Annotated in this window: 18 protein-coding genes and 1 tRNA gene; 15 read left to right on the plus strand and 4 right to left on the minus strand. The window is 63.2% G+C overall.

Annotation, left to right across the window (positions count from 1 at the left end):
* The first annotated feature begins 4 nt into the window (after window positions 1–4).
* The 6 genes from Q0K07_RS04340 (at window position 5) to Q0K07_RS04365 (ending at window position 8,018) form a co-directional block, all read left to right on the plus strand.
* Window positions 5–850, plus strand: coding sequence for an ABC transporter permease (locus tag Q0K07_RS04340; protein ID WP_294556916.1), 846 nt, complete (start codon window positions 5–7; stop codon window positions 848–850).
* A complete protein-coding gene (locus Q0K07_RS04345) occupies window positions 850–2,910 on the plus strand; it encodes an ABC transporter ATP-binding protein (protein ID WP_294556919.1) in 2,061 nt (686 codons plus the stop codon). Before Q0K07_RS04340 ends, Q0K07_RS04345 begins: the two co-directional genes overlap by 1 nt.
* A gap of 23 nt (window positions 2,911–2,933) precedes the next feature.
* Window positions 2,934–4,121, plus strand: a complete 1,188-nt coding sequence (locus Q0K07_RS04350; RefSeq protein WP_294556923.1) for a M20/M25/M40 family metallo-hydrolase — start codon at window positions 2,934–2,936, stop codon at window positions 4,119–4,121.
* A gap of 12 nt (window positions 4,122–4,133) precedes the next feature.
* A complete protein-coding gene (locus Q0K07_RS04355; protein WP_294556926.1) occupies window positions 4,134–5,516 on the plus strand; it encodes an MmgE/PrpD family protein in 1,383 nt (460 codons plus the stop codon).
* Window positions 5,517–5,605: 89 nt separating this feature from the next.
* Window positions 5,606–7,036, plus strand: coding sequence for an amidohydrolase (locus tag Q0K07_RS04360; protein WP_294556929.1), 1,431 nt, complete (start codon window positions 5,606–5,608; stop codon window positions 7,034–7,036).
* A 220-nt stretch (window positions 7,037–7,256) separates the two neighbouring features.
* The gene (locus Q0K07_RS04365) at window positions 7,257–8,018 is read left to right on the plus strand and encodes an amidohydrolase family protein (protein WP_294556932.1); all 762 of its coding nucleotides are present in this window, start codon (window positions 7,257–7,259) and stop codon (window positions 8,016–8,018) included.
* Window positions 8,019–8,103: 85 nt separating this feature from the next.
* On the opposite strand, the gene hemA is transcribed toward Q0K07_RS04365, so the two are convergent.
* Genes hemA through Q0K07_RS04380 form a run of 3 tightly spaced genes read right to left on the minus strand, consistent with a single transcriptional unit; the run spans window position 8,104 to window position 10,915 of the window.
* Window positions 8,104–9,378 carry a glutamyl-tRNA reductase gene (gene hemA, locus Q0K07_RS04370; RefSeq protein ID WP_294556934.1) on the minus strand — a complete coding sequence of 425 codons (1,275 nt, stop codon included), beginning with the start codon at window positions 9,376–9,378 and terminating at the stop codon, window positions 8,104–8,106.
* Window positions 9,379–9,408: 30 nt separating this feature from the next.
* Window positions 9,409–10,221: a cytochrome c biogenesis protein CcsA gene (gene ccsA, locus Q0K07_RS04375; RefSeq protein WP_294556937.1), complete on the minus strand. Its 813-nt coding sequence runs from the start codon at window positions 10,219–10,221 to the stop codon at window positions 9,409–9,411.
* A complete protein-coding gene (locus Q0K07_RS04380; RefSeq protein ID WP_294556940.1) occupies window positions 10,208–10,915 on the minus strand; it encodes a bifunctional precorrin-2 dehydrogenase/sirohydrochlorin ferrochelatase in 708 nt (235 codons plus the stop codon). The genes ccsA and Q0K07_RS04380 overlap by 14 nt, the downstream gene beginning before the upstream one ends.
* Before the next feature lie 387 nt (window positions 10,916–11,302).
* Between Q0K07_RS04380 and rpmE the strand changes: the two genes are divergently transcribed.
* From rpmE to Q0K07_RS04425, 9 genes are all read left to right on the plus strand, one after another.
* Complete coding sequence (rpmE, locus tag Q0K07_RS04385; protein WP_077073051.1) at window positions 11,303–11,512, plus strand: 50S ribosomal protein L31; 210 nt, start codon at window positions 11,303–11,305, stop codon at window positions 11,510–11,512.
* A gap of 225 nt (window positions 11,513–11,737) precedes the next feature.
* A complete protein-coding gene (locus tag Q0K07_RS04390; protein ID WP_294556943.1) occupies window positions 11,738–12,748 on the plus strand; it encodes a DUF1385 domain-containing protein in 1,011 nt (336 codons plus the stop codon).
* A gap of 2 nt (window positions 12,749–12,750) precedes the next feature.
* Window positions 12,751–13,818, plus strand: coding sequence for a peptide chain release factor 1 (gene prfA, locus Q0K07_RS04395; RefSeq protein WP_294556946.1), 1,068 nt, complete (start codon window positions 12,751–12,753; stop codon window positions 13,816–13,818).
* A 98-nt stretch (window positions 13,819–13,916) separates the two neighbouring features.
* Complete coding sequence (gene clpS, locus Q0K07_RS04400) at window positions 13,917–14,234, plus strand: ATP-dependent Clp protease adapter ClpS (RefSeq protein ID WP_294556948.1); 318 nt, start codon at window positions 13,917–13,919, stop codon at window positions 14,232–14,234.
* A gap of 203 nt (window positions 14,235–14,437) precedes the next feature.
* Window positions 14,438–16,696 carry an ATP-dependent Clp protease ATP-binding subunit ClpA gene (clpA, locus tag Q0K07_RS04405; RefSeq protein WP_294556950.1) on the plus strand — a complete coding sequence of 753 codons (2,259 nt, stop codon included), beginning with the start codon at window positions 14,438–14,440 and terminating at the stop codon, window positions 16,694–16,696.
* A gap of 28 nt (window positions 16,697–16,724) precedes the next feature.
* A complete protein-coding gene (aat, locus tag Q0K07_RS04410) occupies window positions 16,725–17,369 on the plus strand; it encodes a leucyl/phenylalanyl-tRNA--protein transferase (protein ID WP_294557040.1) in 645 nt (214 codons plus the stop codon).
* A gap of 130 nt (window positions 17,370–17,499) precedes the next feature.
* Entirely contained in the window at window positions 17,500–17,913 is a 414-nt protein-coding gene (locus Q0K07_RS04415; protein ID WP_294556953.1) for an OsmC family protein, read from the plus strand.
* A gap of 260 nt (window positions 17,914–18,173) precedes the next feature.
* The gene (locus Q0K07_RS04420) at window positions 18,174–19,067 is read left to right on the plus strand and encodes a hypothetical protein (protein ID WP_294556998.1); all 894 of its coding nucleotides are present in this window, start codon (window positions 18,174–18,176) and stop codon (window positions 19,065–19,067) included.
* Between the two features lie 263 nt (window positions 19,068–19,330).
* Entirely contained in the window at window positions 19,331–20,683 is a 1,353-nt protein-coding gene (locus Q0K07_RS04425) for a sodium:alanine symporter family protein (RefSeq protein WP_294557000.1), read from the plus strand.
* Between the two features lie 230 nt (window positions 20,684–20,913).
* Here the strand turns inward: Q0K07_RS04425 and Q0K07_RS04430 are convergent.
* Window positions 20,914–20,988: transfer RNA gene (locus Q0K07_RS04430), tRNA-Gly, on the minus strand.
* Window positions 20,989–21,111 lie beyond the last annotated feature (123 nt).

Raw genomic sequence — 21,111 nt, forward strand, 5'->3', positions numbered from 1 at the left:
GAACATGTCGTGCATTCGTACCGTTTTTTCCACGCTGCGGCGCTATCCTTCGGCCATGGTGGGCAGCGTGCTGGTTTCCATTCTTCTCATCGTGGCGATTTTCGCGCCCTTCATCGCGCCCCATGATCCGCTCAAGCTGAACCCCCGGGAACGCTTCGCCCCGCCCAGCGTGGAACACGTCATGGGCACGGATGAATACGGCCGCGACGTGTTCAGCCGCATCATCCTCGGCACGCGCACCTCGCTGGGCATAGGCCTCAGCGTCACCCTGGTCTGCGCCGTGGCCGGCGGGCTCATCGGGCTGACCAGCGGCTACCTCGGCGGCCGCGCCGACGAGCTCATCATGCGCGCCATGGACATACTCATGGCCTTCCCCGGCATTCTCTTTGCGCTGCTCATCCTTTCCATGCTGGGTTCGAGCATCGTCAACGTCATTGTGGCCATCAGCATCACGGGCATACCAAAAACCGCGCGCGTGGCACGAAGTTCGTGCCTCAACGTGCGCGGCGAGGAATTCATCGAGGCGGCTAAGGCGCGGGGTGAACGCACCTGGTACATCCTTCTTGTGGAACTTCTGCCCAACGCCGTGCAGCCCATCATCGTGGAAGCGAGCATCAAGGTGGGCTTCGTCATCCTCACGGCCTCTTCTCTGAGCTTCCTCGGTCTCGGCACGCAGCCGCCCACCCCCGACTGGGGTCTCATCATCGGTTCGGCGCGCGAGTACATCTTCGAGGCGCCCATGCTCATCGTGTGGCCCATACTCGCCATTGCCTTCACCACCATTTCCTTCAACCTCCTGGGTGACGGTCTGCGCGACATTCTCGACCCGCGCGAACTGGGGAGGGTGTGATGGCCGGTCCCATTCTTTCTCTGGACGACGTTTCCATTTCCTTCAAGACCATCAACGGCAAGGTGCGCGCGGTGCGCCATGTCTCTTTGGAGGTGCGGCGCGGGGAATGCTATGCCCTCATCGGCGAATCCGGCTCCGGCAAGAGCACCCTGGCCTTTGCCTCCATGGGCTACCTGCCCGCCAACGGCAGCATTGACAGCGGCCGTATTCTCTTCAACGGCGAGGACATCACAGGCTATAACCACGCCCAGCTGGAGAAACTGCGCGGCAAGCATGTGGGCATGGTGTTCCAGAACCCGCACACGGCCGCCAACCCCTGCTATACCATAGGCGAACAGCTCACCGAAGGCATCATCTATCACGAGGGCATCAGCCGCGCGGAAGCGGAGGAGCGCGCCCTTGCCATGCTTGAGGCCATCAATATCCCGGATCCGAAGCGCATTCTCGAACGCTACCCGCACCAGATTTCCGGCGGGCAGAAGCAGCGCATCACCATTGCGCAGGCCCTGCTCAGTCACCCCGACCTCATCATCATGGACGAGCCCACCACGGCGCTCGACGTGACCACGGAAATCCAGTTCCTGCGCCTTCTGGAAGACATACGCTCCCGCATGGACGTGGCCATTCTCTACATCACCCACGACATGGGCATCGTGGCCCGCCTTGCGGACAGGGTGGGCGTCATCTACGCCGGGTCGCTGGTGGAGGAAGGTTCGCGGGAAACCATGTTCCGTCATCCTGCGCACCCCTATACCCAGGGGCTCATGCACAGCATTCCCAGCATAGAGATGGACAGAAAGCACAAGGGCTATTCCATGCCCGGGCTTCTGCCCAACCTCATTTCCCTGCCTCCGGGATGCGCCTTTGCGCCGCGCTGCTCCGTGGCCGGGGAATGCTGCTCCTCTCTGCCCGAGGTGCGCCTCATTCCTTCGGAAGACGGTGTGGAACACCGCGTCTTCTGCCATCACGCAGGGGCGCCTCTTTCCTTTGCCACGGGCACGGTGGAGGAGTGCGTGTGCCACGACGAGGAGGGCGTGGCCTGTTCCGAGCCGCTTCTCGAAGTGCGGAACCTTAAAAAATACTATGAGCACAGCACCTTCACCGACAGGCTGCTCCGGCGCGCGCCCCGCTGCGTGTACGCGCTGGACGACGTGTCCTTCTCCATCATGCCCGGGGAAACGCTGGGCGTGGTGGGGGAATCGGGCTGCGGCAAGAGCACCCTCGGCAAGACCATCCTGCGCCTCACCGAGGCCACGGGCGGTTCCATTTTCTACAAGGGGGAGGACATCACCCACAAGCACAGCCAGAGCCTGTGCAAGTCCATACAGATCGTGTTTCAGAGCCCGGATTCCTCGCTGAACCCGCGCCACAGCCTCTACACCATCCTTTCGCGTCCGCTGCTTCTGCACGGCATAGCCTCCGGCCGCGCCGAGCTGGAAAAACGCTGCTTCCGGCTGCTCGACATGGTGTCTCTGCCGCGCACCTATCTCTACCGCAAGCCCCATCAGCTGAGCGGCGGCGAAAAGCAGCGCGTGGCCATTGCCCGGGCCTTTGCCGTGCATCCCTCCTTTGTGGTGTGCGACGAGGTGACCTCGGCGCTCGACGTATCGGTGCAGGCTTCCATCATCAACCTGCTTCAGGATCTGCAGCGGGAGTTCCAGACCTCCTATCTGTTCATTTCCCACGACCTTTCCGCCGTGCGCGAGATATCCCAGCGCATTGCGGTGATGTACCTCGGCAGACTCGTGGAAGTGGGGAGCACCGATCAGGTGTTCCAGCCGCCGTATCATCCCTATACCAAGGCTCTTCTGTCCTCCATTTCCCTGCCCTGCATCCCGCAGCCGCATCAGAGCATTCTTCTGGAAGGGCAGATTCCCAGCCCGGCGAATCCGCCTTCGGGCTGCCGCTTCCGCACGCGCTGCTACCGCACCCAGTGCGAAGCGTGCGCCTCCGTGCAGCCTGACATGGTGTTCAGGGACGGGCACGGCCTGGCCTGTCACCTTGACCGCGCCGTGCTTGAGGCCGACACGCCGGTGTTCCCGGAATCGTTTCTGTCCTGACGGAGAGTGCCGGAGGAGAATCCATGGAACAGACCGCAGACTTCATGAAAAGGCATGAAAAGGACATGTTCGAGCTTCTGCGCGTCCTTGTGGACATGCGCACCGGCACGGACAACAAGCACGGCATAGACGCCATGGCCGCCTTCCTTGCGGAGTATCTCTCCGCAAGGGGGCTGAAGACGCATATCGTGGAACAGCAGGACGCGGGCAACATCCTTGTGGCGGATGTTCCCTGTGCGGAAGAGGCGCCGCGCCGCATTCTGCTTTCCGGCCACATGGACACGGTCTTTCCCGCAGACAGCCCCTTCCACCGCCTCAGCGTGGAAGGGGACGTGGCCCGCGGTCCGGGCACCTGCGACATGAAGGGCGGCCTTGTGACGGGCATATTCGCCATGCTGGCCCTGCTGGAGCAGGGCTGCGGCGCCTCCATGCCCATGCGCTTTCTTTTTTCCCCGGACGAGGAGCAGTCCTCCCGCACCATGCGCGCCTTTCTCAGAAAGGAGGCCGCCCGGGCCGCCTTTGCCCTGGTGTTCGAGATGGCCGGGCCCGATGGCGAGCTTGTGCGCACGCGCAAGGGCAAGGTGGCCTTTTCCGCCCGCATACGGGGCAGGGCGGGGCACGCGGCCTTCATCACGAAGGGCAAGGTGAGCGCCCTGCGGGACGCGGCGCGGAAAATCGAGCTTCTGGAAGAGATGAACACCGAAAACGTGGTCGGTGAGGATTCCCTCAGCGTGAACGTGGGGCGCCTTGAAGGGGGACTGGCCTTCAACGTGGTGCCCGAAGAGGCCCGCCTCGACGTGGAGGCGCGCTGCAACAGCCTGCGCCAGCGCGACGAGGTGGAGGCGAAGATGCGGAGCATTCTGCTCACGCCCCAGGTGGAAGGCACGAAAACGGTCATTGAGCGCGAGGTGTTCAGCCCGCCTCTGGAGGCTTCGGCCACAGAGAAGCTGTATGCGCTGGCCCGGGAGGCGGCGCAGCAGGCGGGGCAGAGCGTGGGCGAGGATTTCCGCCCCGGCTGTTCGGAAGCCTCCTTCCTTGCCGAGGCGGGCATTCCCGTGCTGGACGGACTGGGCCCGCGCGGCGGCTGCGACCATTCCACCCGCGAATATCTGCTGCTTTCCTCTTTGAGGGAAAGGGCGCTTCTGAGCGCGCTTCTTCTTAAAAAGGCGTGGGAGCGCGGCGTGTCCGGGCCCCTGCGCTCTGGTGCATGAAAAGGAGAACCCATGCGGGAACAGAGCATGACCGGGGCCGTGGCGGCATACGCCCTTGCCCTTGACGTTGAGGATATCCCCGAAGAGGTCCGCGCCCATGCGCGCATCCTTGCGGCCGATCATCTTGCCTGCGCCTTCGGCGGAAGCGCGACCCCCCTTGCCGCCTCCGTGGCCGCGTATGCCCGTTTCATGGGCACGGAAGGGGATATCCCCGTGCCCGGCATGAAGGAGAAGCTTTCCCCCGCCATGGCGGCCTTTGTGCAGGCGGGCTTTGCCAATGCGCTCGATTACGACGACACGGGCTCGCGCGGGCATCCCGGAGCCAGCATCTTTCCCGCCGTGCTGTCCCTGGCCTCCCGTCTCGGCGCTTCGGGCCGCGAGGTTCTCGCCGCCCTTGTGGCGGGCTACGAGGTGAACGACCGCGTGGCCCGGGCCACGCTGCCTTCCCCTGCCTGCTATGCCAGGGTGCACGCCAACGGAAGCATTCAGGCCATAGGCGTGGCCGTGGCCTGCGGCAGGCTCATGAAACTCGGCATGGATGAGATGCTCAACTGCATGGGCATTGCCGGGGCCACGGCTCCGGTGCCCCATGCCGGAAAGTTCGGCTGGGAAGACAAGTCCATCACCTCGGTGAAGGACAACGTGGCCCTGCCTTCGGAAAACGGCGTGCGCGCCGCCGTGCTTGCGGCAAACGGCTATGAAGGGAGCGAATCCGTGCTGGACGGGGAGGTGGGCTTTGCCGCCATGATCGGGTCGGACCGCTGCGATGCCGGCGTGCTCTGCGATTTTTCCTCCTTTTCCCTGCCGCGCGTCTGCCTCAAGCCCTATCCCTGCTGCCGCTGGATTCACCCCGCGCTGGATGCGCTCTCCCTTCTCATGGCAGAGGAGCCTTTCCGGCCGGAGGATGTGGAATCCCTCCGTGTGGACACCACGCCTCCCGTGGCCGCCCGCTTCGGCAGGGTGCGGGCGCGCACCTTCCTCGACATGGAATTCAGCACGCCCCTCACCCTTGCCCTTGCCCTGCACGGCGTGCCGCGGCAGAGCTGGTTCGAGCGCCGCTTCTGGGATGCTCCTTCCGTGCGGGCCTGCGCCGCAAAGATCACCCTTTCCCCCGACGAGGGGCTGTGGAAGCGTTTTCTGGAACTCGGGCGCAATTCCTCCTGCGTGCCTGCGCGCCTCACGTTGCGCCTGAAGAACGGCCGCTGCCGGCAGGCCCTGTGCGACACGGCCTCAGGTTCGCCCGAAAAGCCCCTTTCCCCCGATGCGCGCAGGGAAAAGTGGGCGGGCCTTCTTGCCCCCATGGGGCAGGAGAGGGCGGCGCGCCTTGTGGAAACGGCCCTGCGTTTTGACGAACTGGAAGACATACGGGAGCTTACGGCGCTTTTTGGCGCGTAAGGCTCCGGGCGGCAGGCTGTGCCGTCTTTTTCGCCGGAGAGCGGCCCGTGCCGCCTGAGGCGAGGCTTCAGCACTGATAAGGATACATCATGACAGAGCAGCTTTTTGACGCCATAGAACGCAGGGCGGAGAAGTTTCAGCGCCTTGCCGACAGGATATGGGACTATGCCGAACTCGGCTTTACGGAAACGCGTTCCTGCCGCGCCGTGACGCAGGCGCTGGAAGAGGAGGGCTTTACCGTGGAAAAGGGCATTGCCGGCATGCCCACGGCCTTCCGGGCGAGCTTCACCCACGGCGAAGGCGGCCCGGTCATCGGCTTTCTTGCGGAATACGACGCTCTGCCCATGCTTTCCCAGCAGGCCGGGGCGGTCACGCCCTCCCCGGTGGTGGAAGGCGGGCCCGGGCACGGCTGCGGCCACAACGCCATGGCCCCCATGCAGGCGCTCACGGTGAGCGCGCTGAAACAGGTGCTGGTGGAGCGGGACATTCCCGCCACCCTCGTGGTGTTCGGCACCCCTGCCGAGGAACTTCTCGCCTGCAAGGGCTTCATGGCCCGCGACGGCGTGTTCGACGGGCTGGATGCCGTCATCGACTGCCACGCCAATTCCTTCCTGGGCACGTCCTTCGGGCTGCAGAACAACGCTCTCTTTTCCTTCCTTGTGGAATTTCACGGCAGAACGGCCCATGCCGGAAGCCGCCCGTGGGAAGGCCGCAGCGCCGCCGACGCGGTGGAACTCATGCACGCGGGCACGGAAAGACTGCGCGAGCACATGCTGCCCGAGCAGCGGGTGCACTGGGCCACGCTGAGCGGCATTTCCGCGCCCAACGTGGTGCCGGACTACGCCCGCACCTGGTACTACATACGCAGTCAGGATCCGGTGATTCAGGATCTTTACGAGCGCATACGCCTCTGCGCGCGCGGGGCCGCCCTCATGACCGGCACCACGGAGAGCATCACCTTCCTTGCCGCCTGCCATCAGCGCTACCCCAGCGAGGCCCTGGCCCGCGCCCTGTACGCGAACATGCTCAAAGTGGGCGTTCCCGAATACAGCGAGGAGGAACAGAATTTCGCCCGCGCCCTGCAGCATTCCCTCGGCGCGCCGGAAGTGGGCATGCAGGTGGAAACCACCCTTGTGGACGCGACCAAGGCTCCCTTCAAGGGCGATTCCAGCGACGTGGGCGACGTGACGCTCAAGGCGCCCACGGCCTCGCTCCAGTTCCCCACCTGGGTGCCCGGGGCCAAGGCCCATACCTGGTCGGTCACGGCCTGCCAGAAGTCCACCATCATGCACAAGGGCCTTGTCACCGGCGCGCGCGTGGCCGGACTCACCGTTCTGGATCTGCTCACCTCTCCCGGCCTTCTGGAAGAGATACGGCGCGAGTTTGCCGCCACGCAGGCCGCGCATCCCTATGTGGATTATCTCGATGCCGGGGCAAGGCCGCCCCTTTCCTGGCATGAGGAGGACATGGCGCAGTTCCGTCCCCTTCTCGACGCGGCCCTCGGTACGGCGGAAAAATAGCGCCTTGCCGAGGCAGGCATGAGATCGCCCCCCTGCCGCGCTTTGTTCTGTGCGGCAGGGGGGCATGTGCCATGGCCTTTCCGTTGCCGGGAAATTTGCGGTATCTGCTTGCTTTTTTGGAAGAAAAGGGCATATTGCCCGCTGTCCGGGCCGTTTTTTGGCCCTTTTTTTCCCTTTTTTCCCGCACGCGCCCGCCCGTCGGGCCGAAAGGAGCACGGTCATGGAAAACAACAGGCACGATTTTGCGTCCTTCAGAAAAATCGACGCGCATTCCCATATCGGTTCCTTCGGAAGCCCCTTCAACGTGGACTTCAACACGGAACTTCTCGCCCGGCAGATGGACGAGTACAACATCGAGAAAACCATACTCTGCCCGGCAGGGGCGCACCTCAACGAGGAACTGAACGCGGCCTGGCACGCCATGCCTGAGCGCATCATTCCCCTGTGCTGGGTGAATGCCAATCTGGGCACGCAGGCGTATGACATGCTTGAGCATTACCTGCGCGACGAAGGCTTTGCCGGGGTGAAGATGCAGCCGCTCTTCGACGCCTTCACCGCCGATTCCCCCATGGTGGACCCCATCATGGACATTGCGCAGGCCTGCCATAAGCCGGTGTTCATCCACTGCGGGCACCCGCCCTTTTCCCTGCCCTGGCAGATAGGCCTGCTTGCGGAACGTCACCCCGAGGTGCCCACGGTGATGATCCACATGGGCCACGGCCACGGCGTGTACATCGAGGGCAGCATCAACATGGCGAAAAAGTACGACAACCTCTTCCTTGAGGTGTCGGGCATGCCCATGGGCTGCCAGATCAGGAACGCCTATGAGACCGTGGGCCGGGAAAGGGTGATGTTCGGCATTGATTCGCCCTTCCATCATCCCAGTGTGGAAATTCAGCGCGTGCTCTCCTGCGGCCTGCCCGACAGCGCGCTGGAGGATGTGTTCTACAATAACGCCGCATCCTTCATGGGCCTGCGCTAGGCCTTTTCCGGCATGGTCGGACAACGAAAAGCCCGCACGGCAGAGTCGTGCGGGCTTTTTTGCTGCCTGTATGCGGCGGAGCGCATTATTTCAGTTTGAACACACGGCGCACCGTGTCCACGGCCTGCATGGTGTATTCGGGGTTGGCGGCCTCGTGGAAACGGTCCTTCATGAAGGATATGGGCTCGTGATTGAAGCGCCGCACCAGCGAGCTTGCCATGATTTCCAGCGCCTCCCGCGTGTTGTCGTCAACGGGGCCTAAGCGGTGCAGGGTCTTTGCCAGTTCCTCCCGCATGATGCTCTCGCCCCGTTCCACCAGCGCCACGATGGTGGGCTGAAGGGTGAGCGATTCCATCCACTGATGGAAGGCGAGGGTTTCCTCGTCCACAATGGCGCGGGCGCGCACGGCTTCCTTGCGCCTTTCGGCGATGTGTTCCTCCACCACTTCCTTGAGGTCGTCGATATCGTAGAGATAGACGTTGTCCAGCGTGTTCACGGAAGGGGCGATGTCGCGCGGCATGGCGATGTCGATGAGGAACATGGGGCGGTGCTTGCGCTTCTTCATCACGTCCTTCATGTCCGTTTCGTGGATGATGGCGTCGGGCGCGCCGGTGGAGCTGATGACGATGTCGGTATCCACGAGATGGGAGAAGAGCTGATCGAAGGGCACGGCCTCGCCGCCGAGGCGGTGGGCCAGTTCCTCGGCCCGGGCAAAGGTGCGGTTGGCCACGCGGATACGCCTGACCCCGGCCTGCCTGAGGTGCAGGGCGGCCAGTTCGGCCATTTCGCCCGCGCCGATGATGAGGGCGTTGTGACTGCCCATGTCGTCGAAGATCTGTTTTGCCAGTTCCACGGCGGCATAGCTTATGGACACGGCGCTGGAGGCCACGCCCGTTTCCGAGCGCACCCTCTTGGCCACGGAAAAGGCCTTGTGCAGCAGGCGGTTGATGATGGTTCCCGCGCTGTGGCTCTGGGTGGCCTTGCGGTAGGCGGCCTTGAGCTGGCCGAGGATCTGCGGTTCGCCGAGCACCAGCGAATCCAGGCTGGAGGCCACGTTGAAGAGGTGGCGGATGGCTTCGTCGTTTCTGTACTGGTAGAGGTAGGGCTCAAGCTCTTCCACGCTTCTGCCCCGGGCCCTGGCCCAGTATTCCAGGGCACGGAGACGGGGCTTGTCCCCGTCGCCCACCACAAGCACTTCCACGCGGTTGCAGGTGGAGAGAATGAGCGATTCGCCGATGTCGCCGCCCGTGGGAATGGCCCAGGTTTCGGGAGAGCAGAAGTTGGTGAGCGCGAATTTTTCGCGCACCTCCACGGCGGCCGTGCGGTGATTGATGCCGATAAGGTGAATGGTGCTGTTCATGATGTTCCTGGCAGAGAGGCTTGTTGGGGGCTAAAAACCGTGTTGTGTGGGGAAGACGGTGTTCACCACGAACATGGAGAACAGCGAGGCGGCAAAAATGACGAGGGCCAGTATGGCGGGCTTGCGTCCGCGCCATCCGAGGGCCTGACGCTGATGGAAGAGCAGTGCGTACACGGCAAGGATGATGAGGGAGATCCATTCCTTGAAGTCGCCGCTCACAAAGGTTCCCCAGCTGATGCGCGCCCAGAGGAAGCCGCAGAGCACGCCCAGGCTGTAGCAGGGGAAGCCGATGAGCGTGGCCATGGCGTTCACCTTGTCGAGGGCTCCCAGAGCGGGCAGATCCTTGCGGAAGCCTTCCAGCGGCGTTTTTCTCTTGATGGCGCCTTCCTGCCACAGAAAGAGCGCTCCGGCTCCTGCGGCCACGGCCATGACGCCCACGCCCACGAAGATGGCGGCAAGGTGCAGCACGAAAAGCGGCCCGGCCATGGTCATGGTGCCCGGCGTGGAGGCAAAGCCCAGGGCGCATGCGCAGAGGAAGAAGGCCCACGGCGCGGCGAAGTGAAGGGCTATGTCCATGTGCTGGCGGCGGGCCATGACAAGCCCGGCGAGTATCAGAAACCAGGAAAGGGGCAGCAGGTAGAAGCCGCGCGACACGGCGCTGAAGGCTCCCGTGGCGAGGGCCGCGGCCAGCCAGAGCGTGTGGGCGGCAAAGCCCGCGGTGCAGAGCAGGCAGGAGAGCTTTTTCACCCGCACGGAGCGGCCGAGCACCCCGGCAAGGGCGGCCACGGTGGCCGGTGCGTACAGGGCGAGGCTGAGATAGGAGAAGATATCAGTCCAGTCCATGGAAGAACTCCTTGGCGGAAAAGGAAAGGGCAGGGGGCAGATGAGGGGCAAGCAGCGCGTCCAGCGCGGAGGCGTCCTTATTAAGGAGTGCCTCCATGAGCTGCCCGCGCAGGGGGCGGGCGCAGAGGGCGCGGAAGATGTCCGCGTCCGCATCGCTTCCGAGGCGCAGGGCGAGCAGCTTCGGGCGCAGGGCCTTCAGCAGCAGGGCCAGCAGCGCGTAGCCGTTTTCCATCCAGAGCTTCAGATCTTCTTTCAGAGCGCGGGCGAGGGCGGGGCTGCAGCCTCCCGTGGAAAGGGCCAGGGTGATGGGTCCGTTTTCCACATGGGCGGGCACGAGAAAGGTGCCGCCTTCGCCGTTTTCCACGGGACCGGCCACGTTGCACGGCACGCCGGAGGCGCGGCACAGGCGGGCGATGGCGGAATTGACGGCCGCCGAGGGCGTGGCCGCAAACACCAGGGTCTTATGTTCCGCATCTTCCGGCCGGAAGACGCGCCTTTCCCACGAAAGCGCTTCGCAGGGCAGACCGGCCACGGCCTTTTCCAGAGCCTTTTCATCAAGCTCCGGGTCCAGCACCAGAAGGGCGGCGGGGCGGCATGCCAGAAGAGAGGCGATTTTGCGCCGCCCTACAGGCCCGGCTCCCACCACCAGACAGCGGGCTTCGGAAAGATCGAGAAACAGGGGATAGTAACGCATGGGCAAAGGTATAGCCTTTACCCGCCCTCCCGTCCAGTGAAGAGGTCACATTTCCGCCGCGGCAGAAAGAGGCGGGCAGGCGCGCCTTCCGCCTGTCCTCTTCCCCCGGGAGGGGCCTTTTGGGCCGCGTTTTTCTTCCGTTTTCCATGCGCGGCCTTCGTTTGCCTTTTCCGGCAGGGCGGAGCGCAGGCACCCTGCCTCCGGGGCGGAGCATGCCTTCTTCCGCGTCTGAGGCAGGGAAAACACTGGACGAACGGCGAAAAAAGAAGTAGGGTTTCCCGTCTTGAATCTCAACGCTGCGGTAAATCGGGCGACTAGGCGACTGTCCGCCTACCAAGGTGGGTATGGGCGAACCCGTGGGTCCGCAAATCATCTGAGGAGTGTACCATGAAAGAAGGCATCCATCCCAAAGTGTACAAGGCCAAGCTTGTCTGCGCCTGCGGCAACGTCGTGGAAGTTCTTTCCACCAAGGGCGAAACCGTGCATGTCGAAATCTGCTCCGCCTGCCATCCGTTCTTCACCGGCAAGCAGCGCTTCGTCGACACCGCCGGCCGTATTGACCGCTTCCGCAAGAAGTACGCCAAATTCGCCAAGTAACGCTGATCCGGCGTGATGTAGCCGGGAACGAGCGGAACCTCCCCAGGCTTTCCTGGGGAGGTTTTTGAGTTTGGGCCATGTCCTGCGGCACAGGCCGCGGGCAGGGCGCCGGGTCGCCTTCCGCACGGGCGCTTTGCCGCAGCGGGGGCGTATGCCGCTCACGGGCCGCCTTTCCTGCCGCGGCCTGAAGGGAGCGCATGTTCTGCATTTTTTTCAGGAAGAGGCATGAAGCACACGTTTTCTTTTCTCCGGCTCCTTGCGCTTGCGGGCGAAAGCTGCGCCCTTCCTCTGGTGGGCGGGCAGGCCGTCATGGAAGGCGTGCTCATGCGCAACGGCGCCTCCTGCGCGCTTGCGGTGCGCCGCCCTTCGGGTTCCATTTCCGTGGAAAGCCGCCGCTGGAGGAGCGTAGGCCCTCAGGGGCTTCGTTCCGTGCGCTTTCTGCGCGGATTTCCCATTCTGGTGGAAAGCCTTGCCAACGGCATCCGCGCCCTGAACCGCTCCGCCGATCTTTCCGGCGGTGAGGACGATTCCGCCCCCATGACGCGCGGCGAGGTGGCCCTCACGCTGCTCATGGCCCTCGGGGCCGCCATTGTGCTTTTCGTGGCCGCGCCGCATCTCATGGCCCTTGTCATGCAGTATGCGGGCCTTGGCGGCGACATGAAGGGCTTTTCCTTCCATGTGTGGGACGGCCTGTTCAAGTTCCTTATTTTTATAGGCTATATCGCGGGCATATCCTTCATGCCCGAGATACGGCGCGTCTTTCAGTACCACGGCGCGGAACACAAGACCATTCATGCCTTCGAGCAGGGCGGCATGGTCACGGTGGAAACGGCCAGGCGGGGCAGCCGCCTGCATCCGCGCTGCGGCACCACCTTTCTGCTTTTCGTGCTCTCCGTGGCCATAGTGCTGCACGCGGTGCTGGTTCCTCTGCTGCTCATGGTGTGGGACCCTTCTTCCGCGATTGTGCGCCATGCGGGCATCGTGCTTTTCAAAATACTGCTCATCGTGCCGGTGAGCGCGCTTGCCTATGAGATCATCCGCTACGCGGCCGCGCTGGAGAACGGCGTATGGGGCCGCGTTCTGCGCGCTCCGGGCTTTTTCCTTCAGCTGCTCACCACGCGGGAACCCGACGACAGGCAGCTTGAGGTGGCCGTTGCCGCGCTCAGGGAAGCGCTCGGGCCGGAAAGCCCCTTTGCCGACCGCTTTGAATCCCCCGACCATACCGTGATGGAGTGACTATGTTTGCGAAACTGGAAAATCTGGAAAAACGCTATGACGAGCTGGAGCAGACTCTGGCCGACCCCGCCGTGCTGTCCGACCCGGAACAGTACCGCAAGACGGCCAAGGCCCGCGCCGACGTGGAACCTGTTGTCCTCGCCTTCCGCGAATACCGCGACCTCCAGAAACAGCTTGAGGAAAACAAGGAACTTCTGAGCGACGAGGATCACGACATCCGCGAGATGGCGCAGGAGGAGATACGCCGCATCGAAAAGGAACTGCCCGACCGCGAGCACAAGCTGCGCCTCATGCTGCTTCCCCCGGATCCGCTGGATGAAAAGAACACCGTGCTGGAAGTGCGCGCAGGTACCGGCGGCGACGAGGCGGCGCTCTTTGCGGCCGACCTTTTCCACATGTACTGCCGTTATGCCGAACTGCAGCACTGGAAGGTGGAAATCATTTCCGAAATGCCCACGGATGCGGGCGGTTACAAGGAAGTCATTGCCCTTGTTTCGGGCAAGCGCGTGTACAGCCGCCTGCGCTATGAATCCGGCACGCACCGCGTGCAGCGCGTGCCCGCCACGGAATCGCAGGGCCGCATCCACACTTCCGCCGCCACCGTGGCCGTCATGCCCGAAGCCGAGGAAGTGGATGTGAACCTCCGTCCCGAGGATCTGCGCATCGACGTGTACCGCGCCTCCGGTGCGGGCGGCCAGCACGTCAACAAGACGGAATCGGCCGTGCGCATCACGCATATTCCCACGGGCATCGTGGTCACCTGCGAAGACGAACGTTCCCAGCACAAGAACAAGGCCCGCGCCATGAAGGTTCTCGCCTCGCGCATTCTTCAGGCGGAGCAGGAAAAGCAGCATGCCTTCGAAGCGGCGGAGCGCCGTTCCCAGGTGGGTTCCGGCGACCGTTCCGAGCGCATCCGCACCTACAACTTCCCTCAGGGCCGCGTGACCGATCACCGCATCAACCTCACCATGTATTCCCTCGACCGCTTCATGGACGGGGAAATCGAAGACATGGTGGAAGCCCTCGCCGCCCAGGCGCAGGCCGACGCCCTGAAGGCCGAGGTGGAATAACACGTTCCGCGGCCGCCCGTGCGGCCCGGCCGGAGGCGCTTTTTTAGCGCCTCCGGGCAACACAGCTCTGTGCGTCTGCGCAGATAAGGAGAACAGGCATGAGTCAGGAGTACGAAGGCGCGCCCGGCGAAGAAGCGGGCGTCACGCTGGAGGAAGAGCTGAAGGAACCGGCCATGTACCGCGTTCTTCTGCACAACGACGATTACACCACCATGGATTTCGTGGTGAACATCCTGCAGGATGTGTTCCACAAGACCCAGCAGGAAGCCGTGGCCATCATGATGTCCGTGCACGAGAAGGGCACGGGCGTGTGCGGCGTGTACCCTAAGGAAATTGCGGAATTTCGTGTGAACCAGGTGGCGGGCCGCGCCAGGGCAGCGGGCTTTCCCCTGCGCTGCACCATGGAAAGGGAATAGGGAAGGCCTTTTTCCCGCACAATCTGCAAAAGCGGGCCTTGTCCGCCCTCATGTTTCATCATCCCGGTTCCGTCCACACGGAGCCGGGTTTTCTTTTTCTGCCTTCCGTTCTTTCCCGTCCGCTCTTGGGCAGGGCTGCTTGCATTCTGCTTTCCGGGCAGGTACAATAGGGGAATGTTTCCAGAAAAAAGGGGTATTCCGCGATGATGGCACGTTCTCTGATGCAGGCACTGGCGCTCGCCGTAATGGAAATGCGGTCGCGCCGTCATGAATGTCTGACGGTGGAACATCTGCTGCTTGCCATGACGCGCGAGCAGCTCGGCCGCGTCATTCTCAAGGGCTGCGGGGCGGATATTCCGGCCCTCCGGCATCAGCTTGAAGAGTATCTTTCGCGCTATCTGCCCGCCACCGGGCCGGAACCTTCCGCAGAGAGCGAAGTCTTGCAGACCGAGGCTCTGGAACGGGTGCTGGAAAGGGCGGTGGCCCATGTGCAGTCTTCCGGCCGCCGCGATGCGGACATAGGCGACGTTCTGGCCGCCATGTTCGAGGAAGAAGACAGCTGGGCGGCGTTCTACCTGCGCCGTCAGGGCGTGGACAGGCTGCGCGTGCTGGAATTTCTGTCCCACGAGCTTCCCGAGATACTGCGGCAGGCCGCGCGCAGGCGCACGCAGGAAACCACGGAACGCCAGGAGGAGGCCCCCCAGGTCTCGGCGCTGGAACGCTATGCCGTGGATCTGGTGGAAAAGGCGAAGCAGGGCCGCATCGACCCCCTGGTGGGGCGCGATGCGGAAGTGGCGCGTCTTCTGGAAATTCTTTCCCGCCGCCGCAAGAACAATCCTCTGCTTGTGGGCGAACCGGGCACGGGCAAGACGGCCATTGCCGAAGGGCTGGCCTGGAAGATAGCGCAGGGCGAGGTGCCGCGCGCCTTCCGCTCCATTGCCATGTATGCGCTGGATCTCGGTTCCCTGCTGGCCGGTTCCAAGTATCGCGGCGATTTCGAGGCCCGCATCAAGGAAGTGGTGAACGAGCTTCGGCAGAAGCCCGGGGCCATTCTCTTCATCGACGAAATCCACACCATCGTGGGCGCAGGCGCCACGAGCGGCGGTTCCATGGACGCCTCGAACCTGCTCAAGCCCGTGCTGGCCGCCGGGGAACTGCGCTGCATAGGTTCCACCACCCATGAGGAATACCGCAATCATTTCGAGAAGGACCGCGCCCTGAGCCGCCGCTTCCAGTGCGTGGACGTGCGCGAGCCTTCGCAGGCGGACTGCCTCGACATTCTGCGCGGTCTTCAGGATCGCTACGAGAAATTTCACGGGGTGAAGTATTCCAGGGGGGCCGTACAGGCCGCCGTGGAACTTTCCGCAAGGCATATTCAGGACAGGCTTCTTCCCGACAAGGCCATCGACGTCATGGACGAAGCCGGGGCCGCGGCCGGGCTCAAGCCGGGGTTCCGCCGGGGCGCGGTGGTGTCCGTGCAGGACATCGAGCGCGTGGTGGCGCGCATGGCGGGCATTCCCGCCCGGAGCGTGAGCCGCGGCGAAAAGGAAAGGCTGCAGACGCTCGGCGCGGATCTTCGTGCCCGCGTGTTCGGGCAGGATCAGGCCGTGGACGCCATTGTCCGGGCCATACTGCGTTCCCGCGCGGGGCTGAGCCGGGAAAACCGCCCGGCGGCCTCCTTCCTGTTCCACGGGCCCACGGGCGTGGGCAAGACGGAACTGGCCAAGGCGCTTGCCGAACTTTTGGACGTGGCCTTTGTGCGCTTCGACATGAGCGAATACATGGAAAAGCACGCCGTGGCGCGGCTCATCGGTTCGCCTCCCGGTTATGTGGGCTTCGAGCAGGGCGGTCTGCTCACCGAGGCCATACGCAAGACGCCCCATGCCGTGCTGCTGCTCGACGAGGTGGAAAAGGCCCATCCCGACGTGTACAACGTGCTTCTGCAGGTCATGGACTACGCCACCCTCACGGACAATACCGGCCGCAAGGCGGATTTCCGCAACGTGGTGCTCATCATGACCACCAACGCCGGAGCGCGGGAAATGGAGCAGTCGCCGGTGGGCTTCTGGTCCACGAGCCGCGCGTCGGACCGCAGCGCCGGAGCCGTGGAACAGACCTTCAGCCCGGAATTCCGCAACAGGCTGGACGCCATCGTTCCCTTCCAGAGCCTGAGCTTCGATCTCATGGCCCGCATTGTGGACAAGACCGTGGCCGCCCTGGCTCCCGGGCTTGCCCAGCACCGCGTCAGTCTCGAACTTGCGGATTCGGCCCGCGAATGGCTGGCGCACAAGGGCTTTGATCCGCGCATGGGCGCGCGTCCGCTGCAGCGCGTGATCCGTTCCGAGCTGGAGGACAGGCTTGCGGAGCTTCTGCTCTTCGGCGGTCTGGAAAAGGGCGGCAGGGTGCGCGTGGAGGCGAAAAGCCCCGAGGATGAGCACCTTACCCTCACGGCAGGAGGGTAGCGTATCCATGGCGGCCCCTCTTGCGTGGATGCCCGAAGGCGGGCCGTTATGGTTTCCCCCTGCGGAACGCGCTCTGGAGGGCGGCCTGCTCATGGCCGGGGGCGATCTTTCCCCCAAAAGGCTGCTCTACGCCTATTCCCGCGGGATTTTTCCCTGGTATGAGGCCGATTCCCCCATTCTCTGGTGGTCGCCCGATCCGCGCTGCGTGCTTTTTCCCGAAAGGCTGCATGTGAGCGCAAGCCTGCGCCGCGTGCTGAACAGCGGGCGCTTCAGCTTCAGCGTGGACAGTGCCTTTTCCCGCATCATACGCGCCTGCGCCGCGGTTCCGCGCCCGGGGCAGGATGGTACCTGGCTTGTGCCCGACATGGTGGAGGCCTATGAGCGCCTGCATGTTCTCGGCCATGCCCATTCCGTGGAGGTGTGGCAGGACGGGGAACTGGCCGGGGGGCTGTACGGCGTGCTGCGGGGCCGGGCCTTTTTCGGAGAATCCATGTTTCATCTGCGGCCGGATGCTTCCAAGGCCGCCGTGGTGCATCTCATTTCCTGGCTTCGGGAACGGGATGTGGCCGTGGTGGACTGCCAGCAGACCACGCCGCACATGCTGCGCCTCGGTGCGGAGGAAATACCGCGCAGGGAATTTCTCGCCCTGCTGCGCGTGCTCTGCCCCCGCTGAGGCGTTCCGCCGCAGGGTCATGCCCCGGCGGCTTTTTTTGCGGCCTTTTTCCGCAGAGGCGTTTCTGCCCGTATCCCGCGCCTTCGTGCCTCTGCGCCGGATTCACGTTTTACCAGCAAGGAGCTTTGTCATGAGCGATGTCGTCACCTTTGAACAGACCCCCCGCGGCTTCACCGTCCATACGGGGCACCCCCTTCTGGGGGACATGCACGCCGATTTTGCCACCGTCGCGCCGGAAAAGCGGCAGGGCACGGCCCGCGCGCTGCTTGTTTCCGCCGCGCTGGACTGCTTCTGCGGCACCCTGAATGCCGCGCTTCTGGCCCGCGACGTGCAGTACCGCAGCATGACGGGCACGGGCCGCGCGGAAAAGGTGCAGCGCGACGGCGTTTCCTACGTCACCCGCATCGACATCGACGTGCGCGTGGATGTGGACGAGGCGGACCGCGAAACGCTGGAACACTGTCTCAGAATCGTGAAGGGCTGCATGATCACCCGTTCCCTCATGCAGGGCATGGAAGTGGAGGTGCACGCTTCCCGCGCGTGAGCGCTCCGGCCTGGGCGTTCCGGGCGGATGCGCGCCGGAGCTTCCGGGCGCCTTCTGCCGGGGAGCCTGTGCGGCGCAGGGCATGCACGATATCCGTGCACTTCTCTTGATTGAAGTGCCGGAGAAAAGAAGGCCGTGCAGCTTTTCCGCAGAGGTTCTGCCGTATCGCATCTTCTCCCTTGCGGAAGCGGGAGCTTTGTTCTAACGTCGCGTTGAAAGACTTCCATTTCGGGAGTCTTTTTCAACCCTGAGGAGGGTATATGAACAGGTTCTTCGCTTTTGCGGCGGCTGGGGCCATGCTTCTGGGTGTGTACGGTCAGGCTCAGGCTCTTCCTGAACCCGACATGTCTCCCAAGTACACCTACGAACTGAAGGATGTCATGAAGGTCGACGGCCGCCAGGGTGTGGCCTGCGACGGCAAGTACATCTATGTCAGCTGCAGCAAGGTGCTCTACAAGTACGACATGGACGGCAAGCTGGTCCTGAAGAACGACAAGCCCTTTGAAACCGGCTACACCAAGGCGGTGAATCACCTCGGCGACATCGACGTGTACAACGGGGAAATCTACTGCGGCGTGGAAAACTTCATGGACGGCGTGGGCAAGGACATTCAGGTTTCCGTGTACGACGCGAACACCCTCAAGTTCAAACGTGCCTTCCCCTTCAACGAAGCCTCCGGTCAGCAGGAAACCTCCGGCATCACGGTGGACCCGGTGAAGGGCACCGTGTGGATGTGCTCCTGGGTGGGCGAGGAATCCGGCCGTTACCTCTATGAATACGACCTGGACGGCAACTATCTGCGCAAGGTGCATCTGCAGCCCGTGCCGCAGTGGGTGCAGGGCATATTCTACTATGACGGTTCCCTCTTCCTCACGGCGGACGACGGCACGGCCGACGACAATGAACCCGACCATCTCTATCGTGTGGACATTTCCTCCGATACCTACGCTCCCGTGATTCTGGAAAAGACCTTTACCGAAACCATCCGTCAGGGTGAAATTGAAGGCCTCTGCGTCGATCCTTCCACCGGCGACCTTCTGGTGCATCAGAACCGCGGCGCGCGCATCGTGCTCGGCATGACCAAGGGCATGTATCCCGGCTACAAGGAAGAAGTACACGAAATTTACCGCTTCAAGATGACCCCTGCAAAGTAAGGTTTTACCCTATGCGTCCCGCCTGTGCGGGGCGGTCATGATCCGAAAGGCTCTGGCTCTGCCAGAGCTTTTTTTTGCGGCCCGGCAGCGCCCTTTTCCTGCTGAGCGCACCTGAACAGGGGGAAAAAGCCTGCGGCGCAGGCCCTGTGCGCGGCGCTGTGCCGCCTGCGTCACGCTTGTGGCTTTTAGGTTTTGCCTTGCTGTTTGTATTATTATGCGATACCATGAGGAATTATTGCTTTTCTCCATAAAGGTACTGCAACATGGAATGGCTTACGCTTGTCAACAACTTCGTCTGGGGCCCGTGCATGCTGGTGCTCCTTTTCGGCACCGGCCTGTATCTTACCATAGGGCTGCGTTTCTTCACCATCCGCAACTTTGCCCGGGGCATGCGCCATGCCTGGGCAGGGCGGCGTCAGGATTCCGAGCACGGGGAAATTTCTCCGTTCAACGCGCTCATGACGGCCCTTGCCGGTGACATAGGCACGGGCAACATCGTGGGCGTGGCCACGGCCATCTATATGGGCGGCCCCGGGGCCTTGTTCTGGATGTGGATGACGGCCCTTGTGGGCATGGCCACCAAGTTCAGCGAAGTGCTGCTCGCCGTGCATTTCAGGGAACGCACCCCTGCGGGCAACTGGGTGGGCGGAGCCATGTTCTTCATTAAAAACGGCCTGGGCCGCCGCTGGATGTGGCTGGGAAGCGCGTTTGCGCTTTTCGGCATCGTGGCCTGCATCGGCACCGGAGCCATGGTGCAGAGCAACGCCATAGGCGGCGTGCTGGAGGCGGGCTTCGGCATTGCTCCCGAACTTTCCGCCGCGGTGCTTCTGCTGCTTTCCGGTCTGGTGCTGCTCGGCGGGGTGAAGCGCATCGCCGCCGTGGCCGGCAAGATCGTGCCCGCCATGGCCCTGTGCTACGCGGCCATGGCGCTGGTGGTCATTGCCATGCACATAGAGGAGGTGCCCGGCATCTTCCTCATGGTGCTGCGCGAAGCCTTCACGCCCACGGCCGCCCAGGGCGGCGCGGCGGGCGCTTCCATCATGATGGCCATACGCATGGGCATGGCCCGCGGCATTTTCTCCAACGAAGCGGGACTCGGCACGGCCCCCATGGCCCATGCCGCCGCGTCCACCCGTTCCCCCATGACGCAGGCCACCATAGGCATGCTTGATACCTTCATCGACACCATCGTGGTGTGCAGCCTCACGGCCTTCGCCCTGCTGGTCACGGGCGAGTGGTGCCATGCCGAAGAGGGCGCGGCCGTAACCTCCGCCGCCTTTGAAAGCGTGCTGCCCGGCGTGGGCGGCATTGTGGTGACGGTGTGCCTTTCCCTGTTCGCCTTTACCACGGCCATGAGCTGGTGCGTGTACGGCGAGCGCTGCGCCATCTACTTCTTCGGCGACAGGGCGCAGCTTCCCTTCCGCGTGGTGTACTGCATTGCCATACCCGTGGGCATACTCATCAAGCTCGACCTTGTCTGGCTCCTGGCCGATACCTGCAACGCGCTCATGGCCATACCCAACCTCATTGCCATCCTGCTGCTCAGTCCCGTGCTCTTCCGGCTGGTGAAGAAGGAGGAGGCCGACTTCCGCTCCGAATGCGCCAGGGACGAATGAGCCTGAACAAAGCCTGACCGCCGGAGGGTTTCCCCCTCCGGTTTTTTGTTTAAAGGGGCATGGCCCTGCGCTTTTCTGCGGAAGGCATGTTTTTGGGGGAAAGAATGCAGGCGGAGAAAGGTGCTGCCTGCAGAAGAAGGGCGGGCTCCGGGCAGAGAACAGGACGGAGCCTGTGCAGGAAGAAAAGATAAAAGAAAAGGCCCGTCAGATGACGGGCCCTTATATCTATATGGAGCGGGAGACGGGATTTGAACCCGCGACTTCAACCTTGGCAAGGTTGCACTCTACCACTGAGTTACTCCCGCACAGTAGGAACAGTGGTCTTTTATAAAAGAAGGCCGGGGCTGTCAACAAAAAAATTTGCAGAACCGATATTTTTTTTGCGGCAGGCTGGAAAAGGCCCTTCGCAGCATACAGAAAGGCCCGGA

It is taken from the genome of uncultured Mailhella sp., assembly GCF_944324615.1.
Classification (GTDB): Bacteria; Desulfobacterota; Desulfovibrionia; order Desulfovibrionales; family Desulfovibrionaceae; genus Mailhella.

Coding starts and splice junctions, on each gene's coding strand:
- Q0K07_RS04340 (WP_294556916.1), top strand. CDS start 5: ATGTCGTGCATTCGTACCGTTTTTTCCACGCTGCGGCGCTATCCTTCG.
- Q0K07_RS04345 (WP_294556919.1), top strand. CDS start 850: ATGGCCGGTCCCATTCTTTCTCTGGACGACGTTTCCATTTCCTTCAAG.
- Q0K07_RS04350 (WP_294556923.1), top strand. CDS start 2,934: ATGGAACAGACCGCAGACTTCATGAAAAGGCATGAAAAGGACATGTTC.
- Q0K07_RS04355 (WP_294556926.1), top strand. CDS start 4,134: ATGCGGGAACAGAGCATGACCGGGGCCGTGGCGGCATACGCCCTTGCC.
- Q0K07_RS04360 (WP_294556929.1), top strand. CDS start 5,606: ATGACAGAGCAGCTTTTTGACGCCATAGAACGCAGGGCGGAGAAGTTT.
- Q0K07_RS04365 (WP_294556932.1), top strand. CDS start 7,257: ATGGAAAACAACAGGCACGATTTTGCGTCCTTCAGAAAAATCGACGCG.
- hemA (WP_294556934.1), bottom strand. CDS start 9,378: ATGAACAGCACCATTCACCTTATCGGCATCAATCACCGCACGGCCGCC.
- ccsA (WP_294556937.1), bottom strand. CDS start 10,221: ATGGACTGGACTGATATCTTCTCCTATCTCAGCCTCGCCCTGTACGCA.
- Q0K07_RS04380 (WP_294556940.1), bottom strand. CDS start 10,915: ATGCGTTACTATCCCCTGTTTCTCGATCTTTCCGAAGCCCGCTGTCTG.
- rpmE (WP_077073051.1), top strand. CDS start 11,303: ATGAAAGAAGGCATCCATCCCAAAGTGTACAAGGCCAAGCTTGTCTGC.
- Q0K07_RS04390 (WP_294556943.1), top strand. CDS start 11,738: ATGAAGCACACGTTTTCTTTTCTCCGGCTCCTTGCGCTTGCGGGCGAA.
- prfA (WP_294556946.1), top strand. CDS start 12,751: ATGTTTGCGAAACTGGAAAATCTGGAAAAACGCTATGACGAGCTGGAG.
- clpS (WP_294556948.1), top strand. CDS start 13,917: ATGAGTCAGGAGTACGAAGGCGCGCCCGGCGAAGAAGCGGGCGTCACG.
- clpA (WP_294556950.1), top strand. CDS start 14,438: ATGATGGCACGTTCTCTGATGCAGGCACTGGCGCTCGCCGTAATGGAA.
- aat (WP_294557040.1), top strand. CDS start 16,725: ATGCCCGAAGGCGGGCCGTTATGGTTTCCCCCTGCGGAACGCGCTCTG.
- Q0K07_RS04415 (WP_294556953.1), top strand. CDS start 17,500: ATGAGCGATGTCGTCACCTTTGAACAGACCCCCCGCGGCTTCACCGTC.
- Q0K07_RS04420 (WP_294556998.1), top strand. CDS start 18,174: ATGAACAGGTTCTTCGCTTTTGCGGCGGCTGGGGCCATGCTTCTGGGT.
- Q0K07_RS04425 (WP_294557000.1), top strand. CDS start 19,331: ATGGAATGGCTTACGCTTGTCAACAACTTCGTCTGGGGCCCGTGCATG.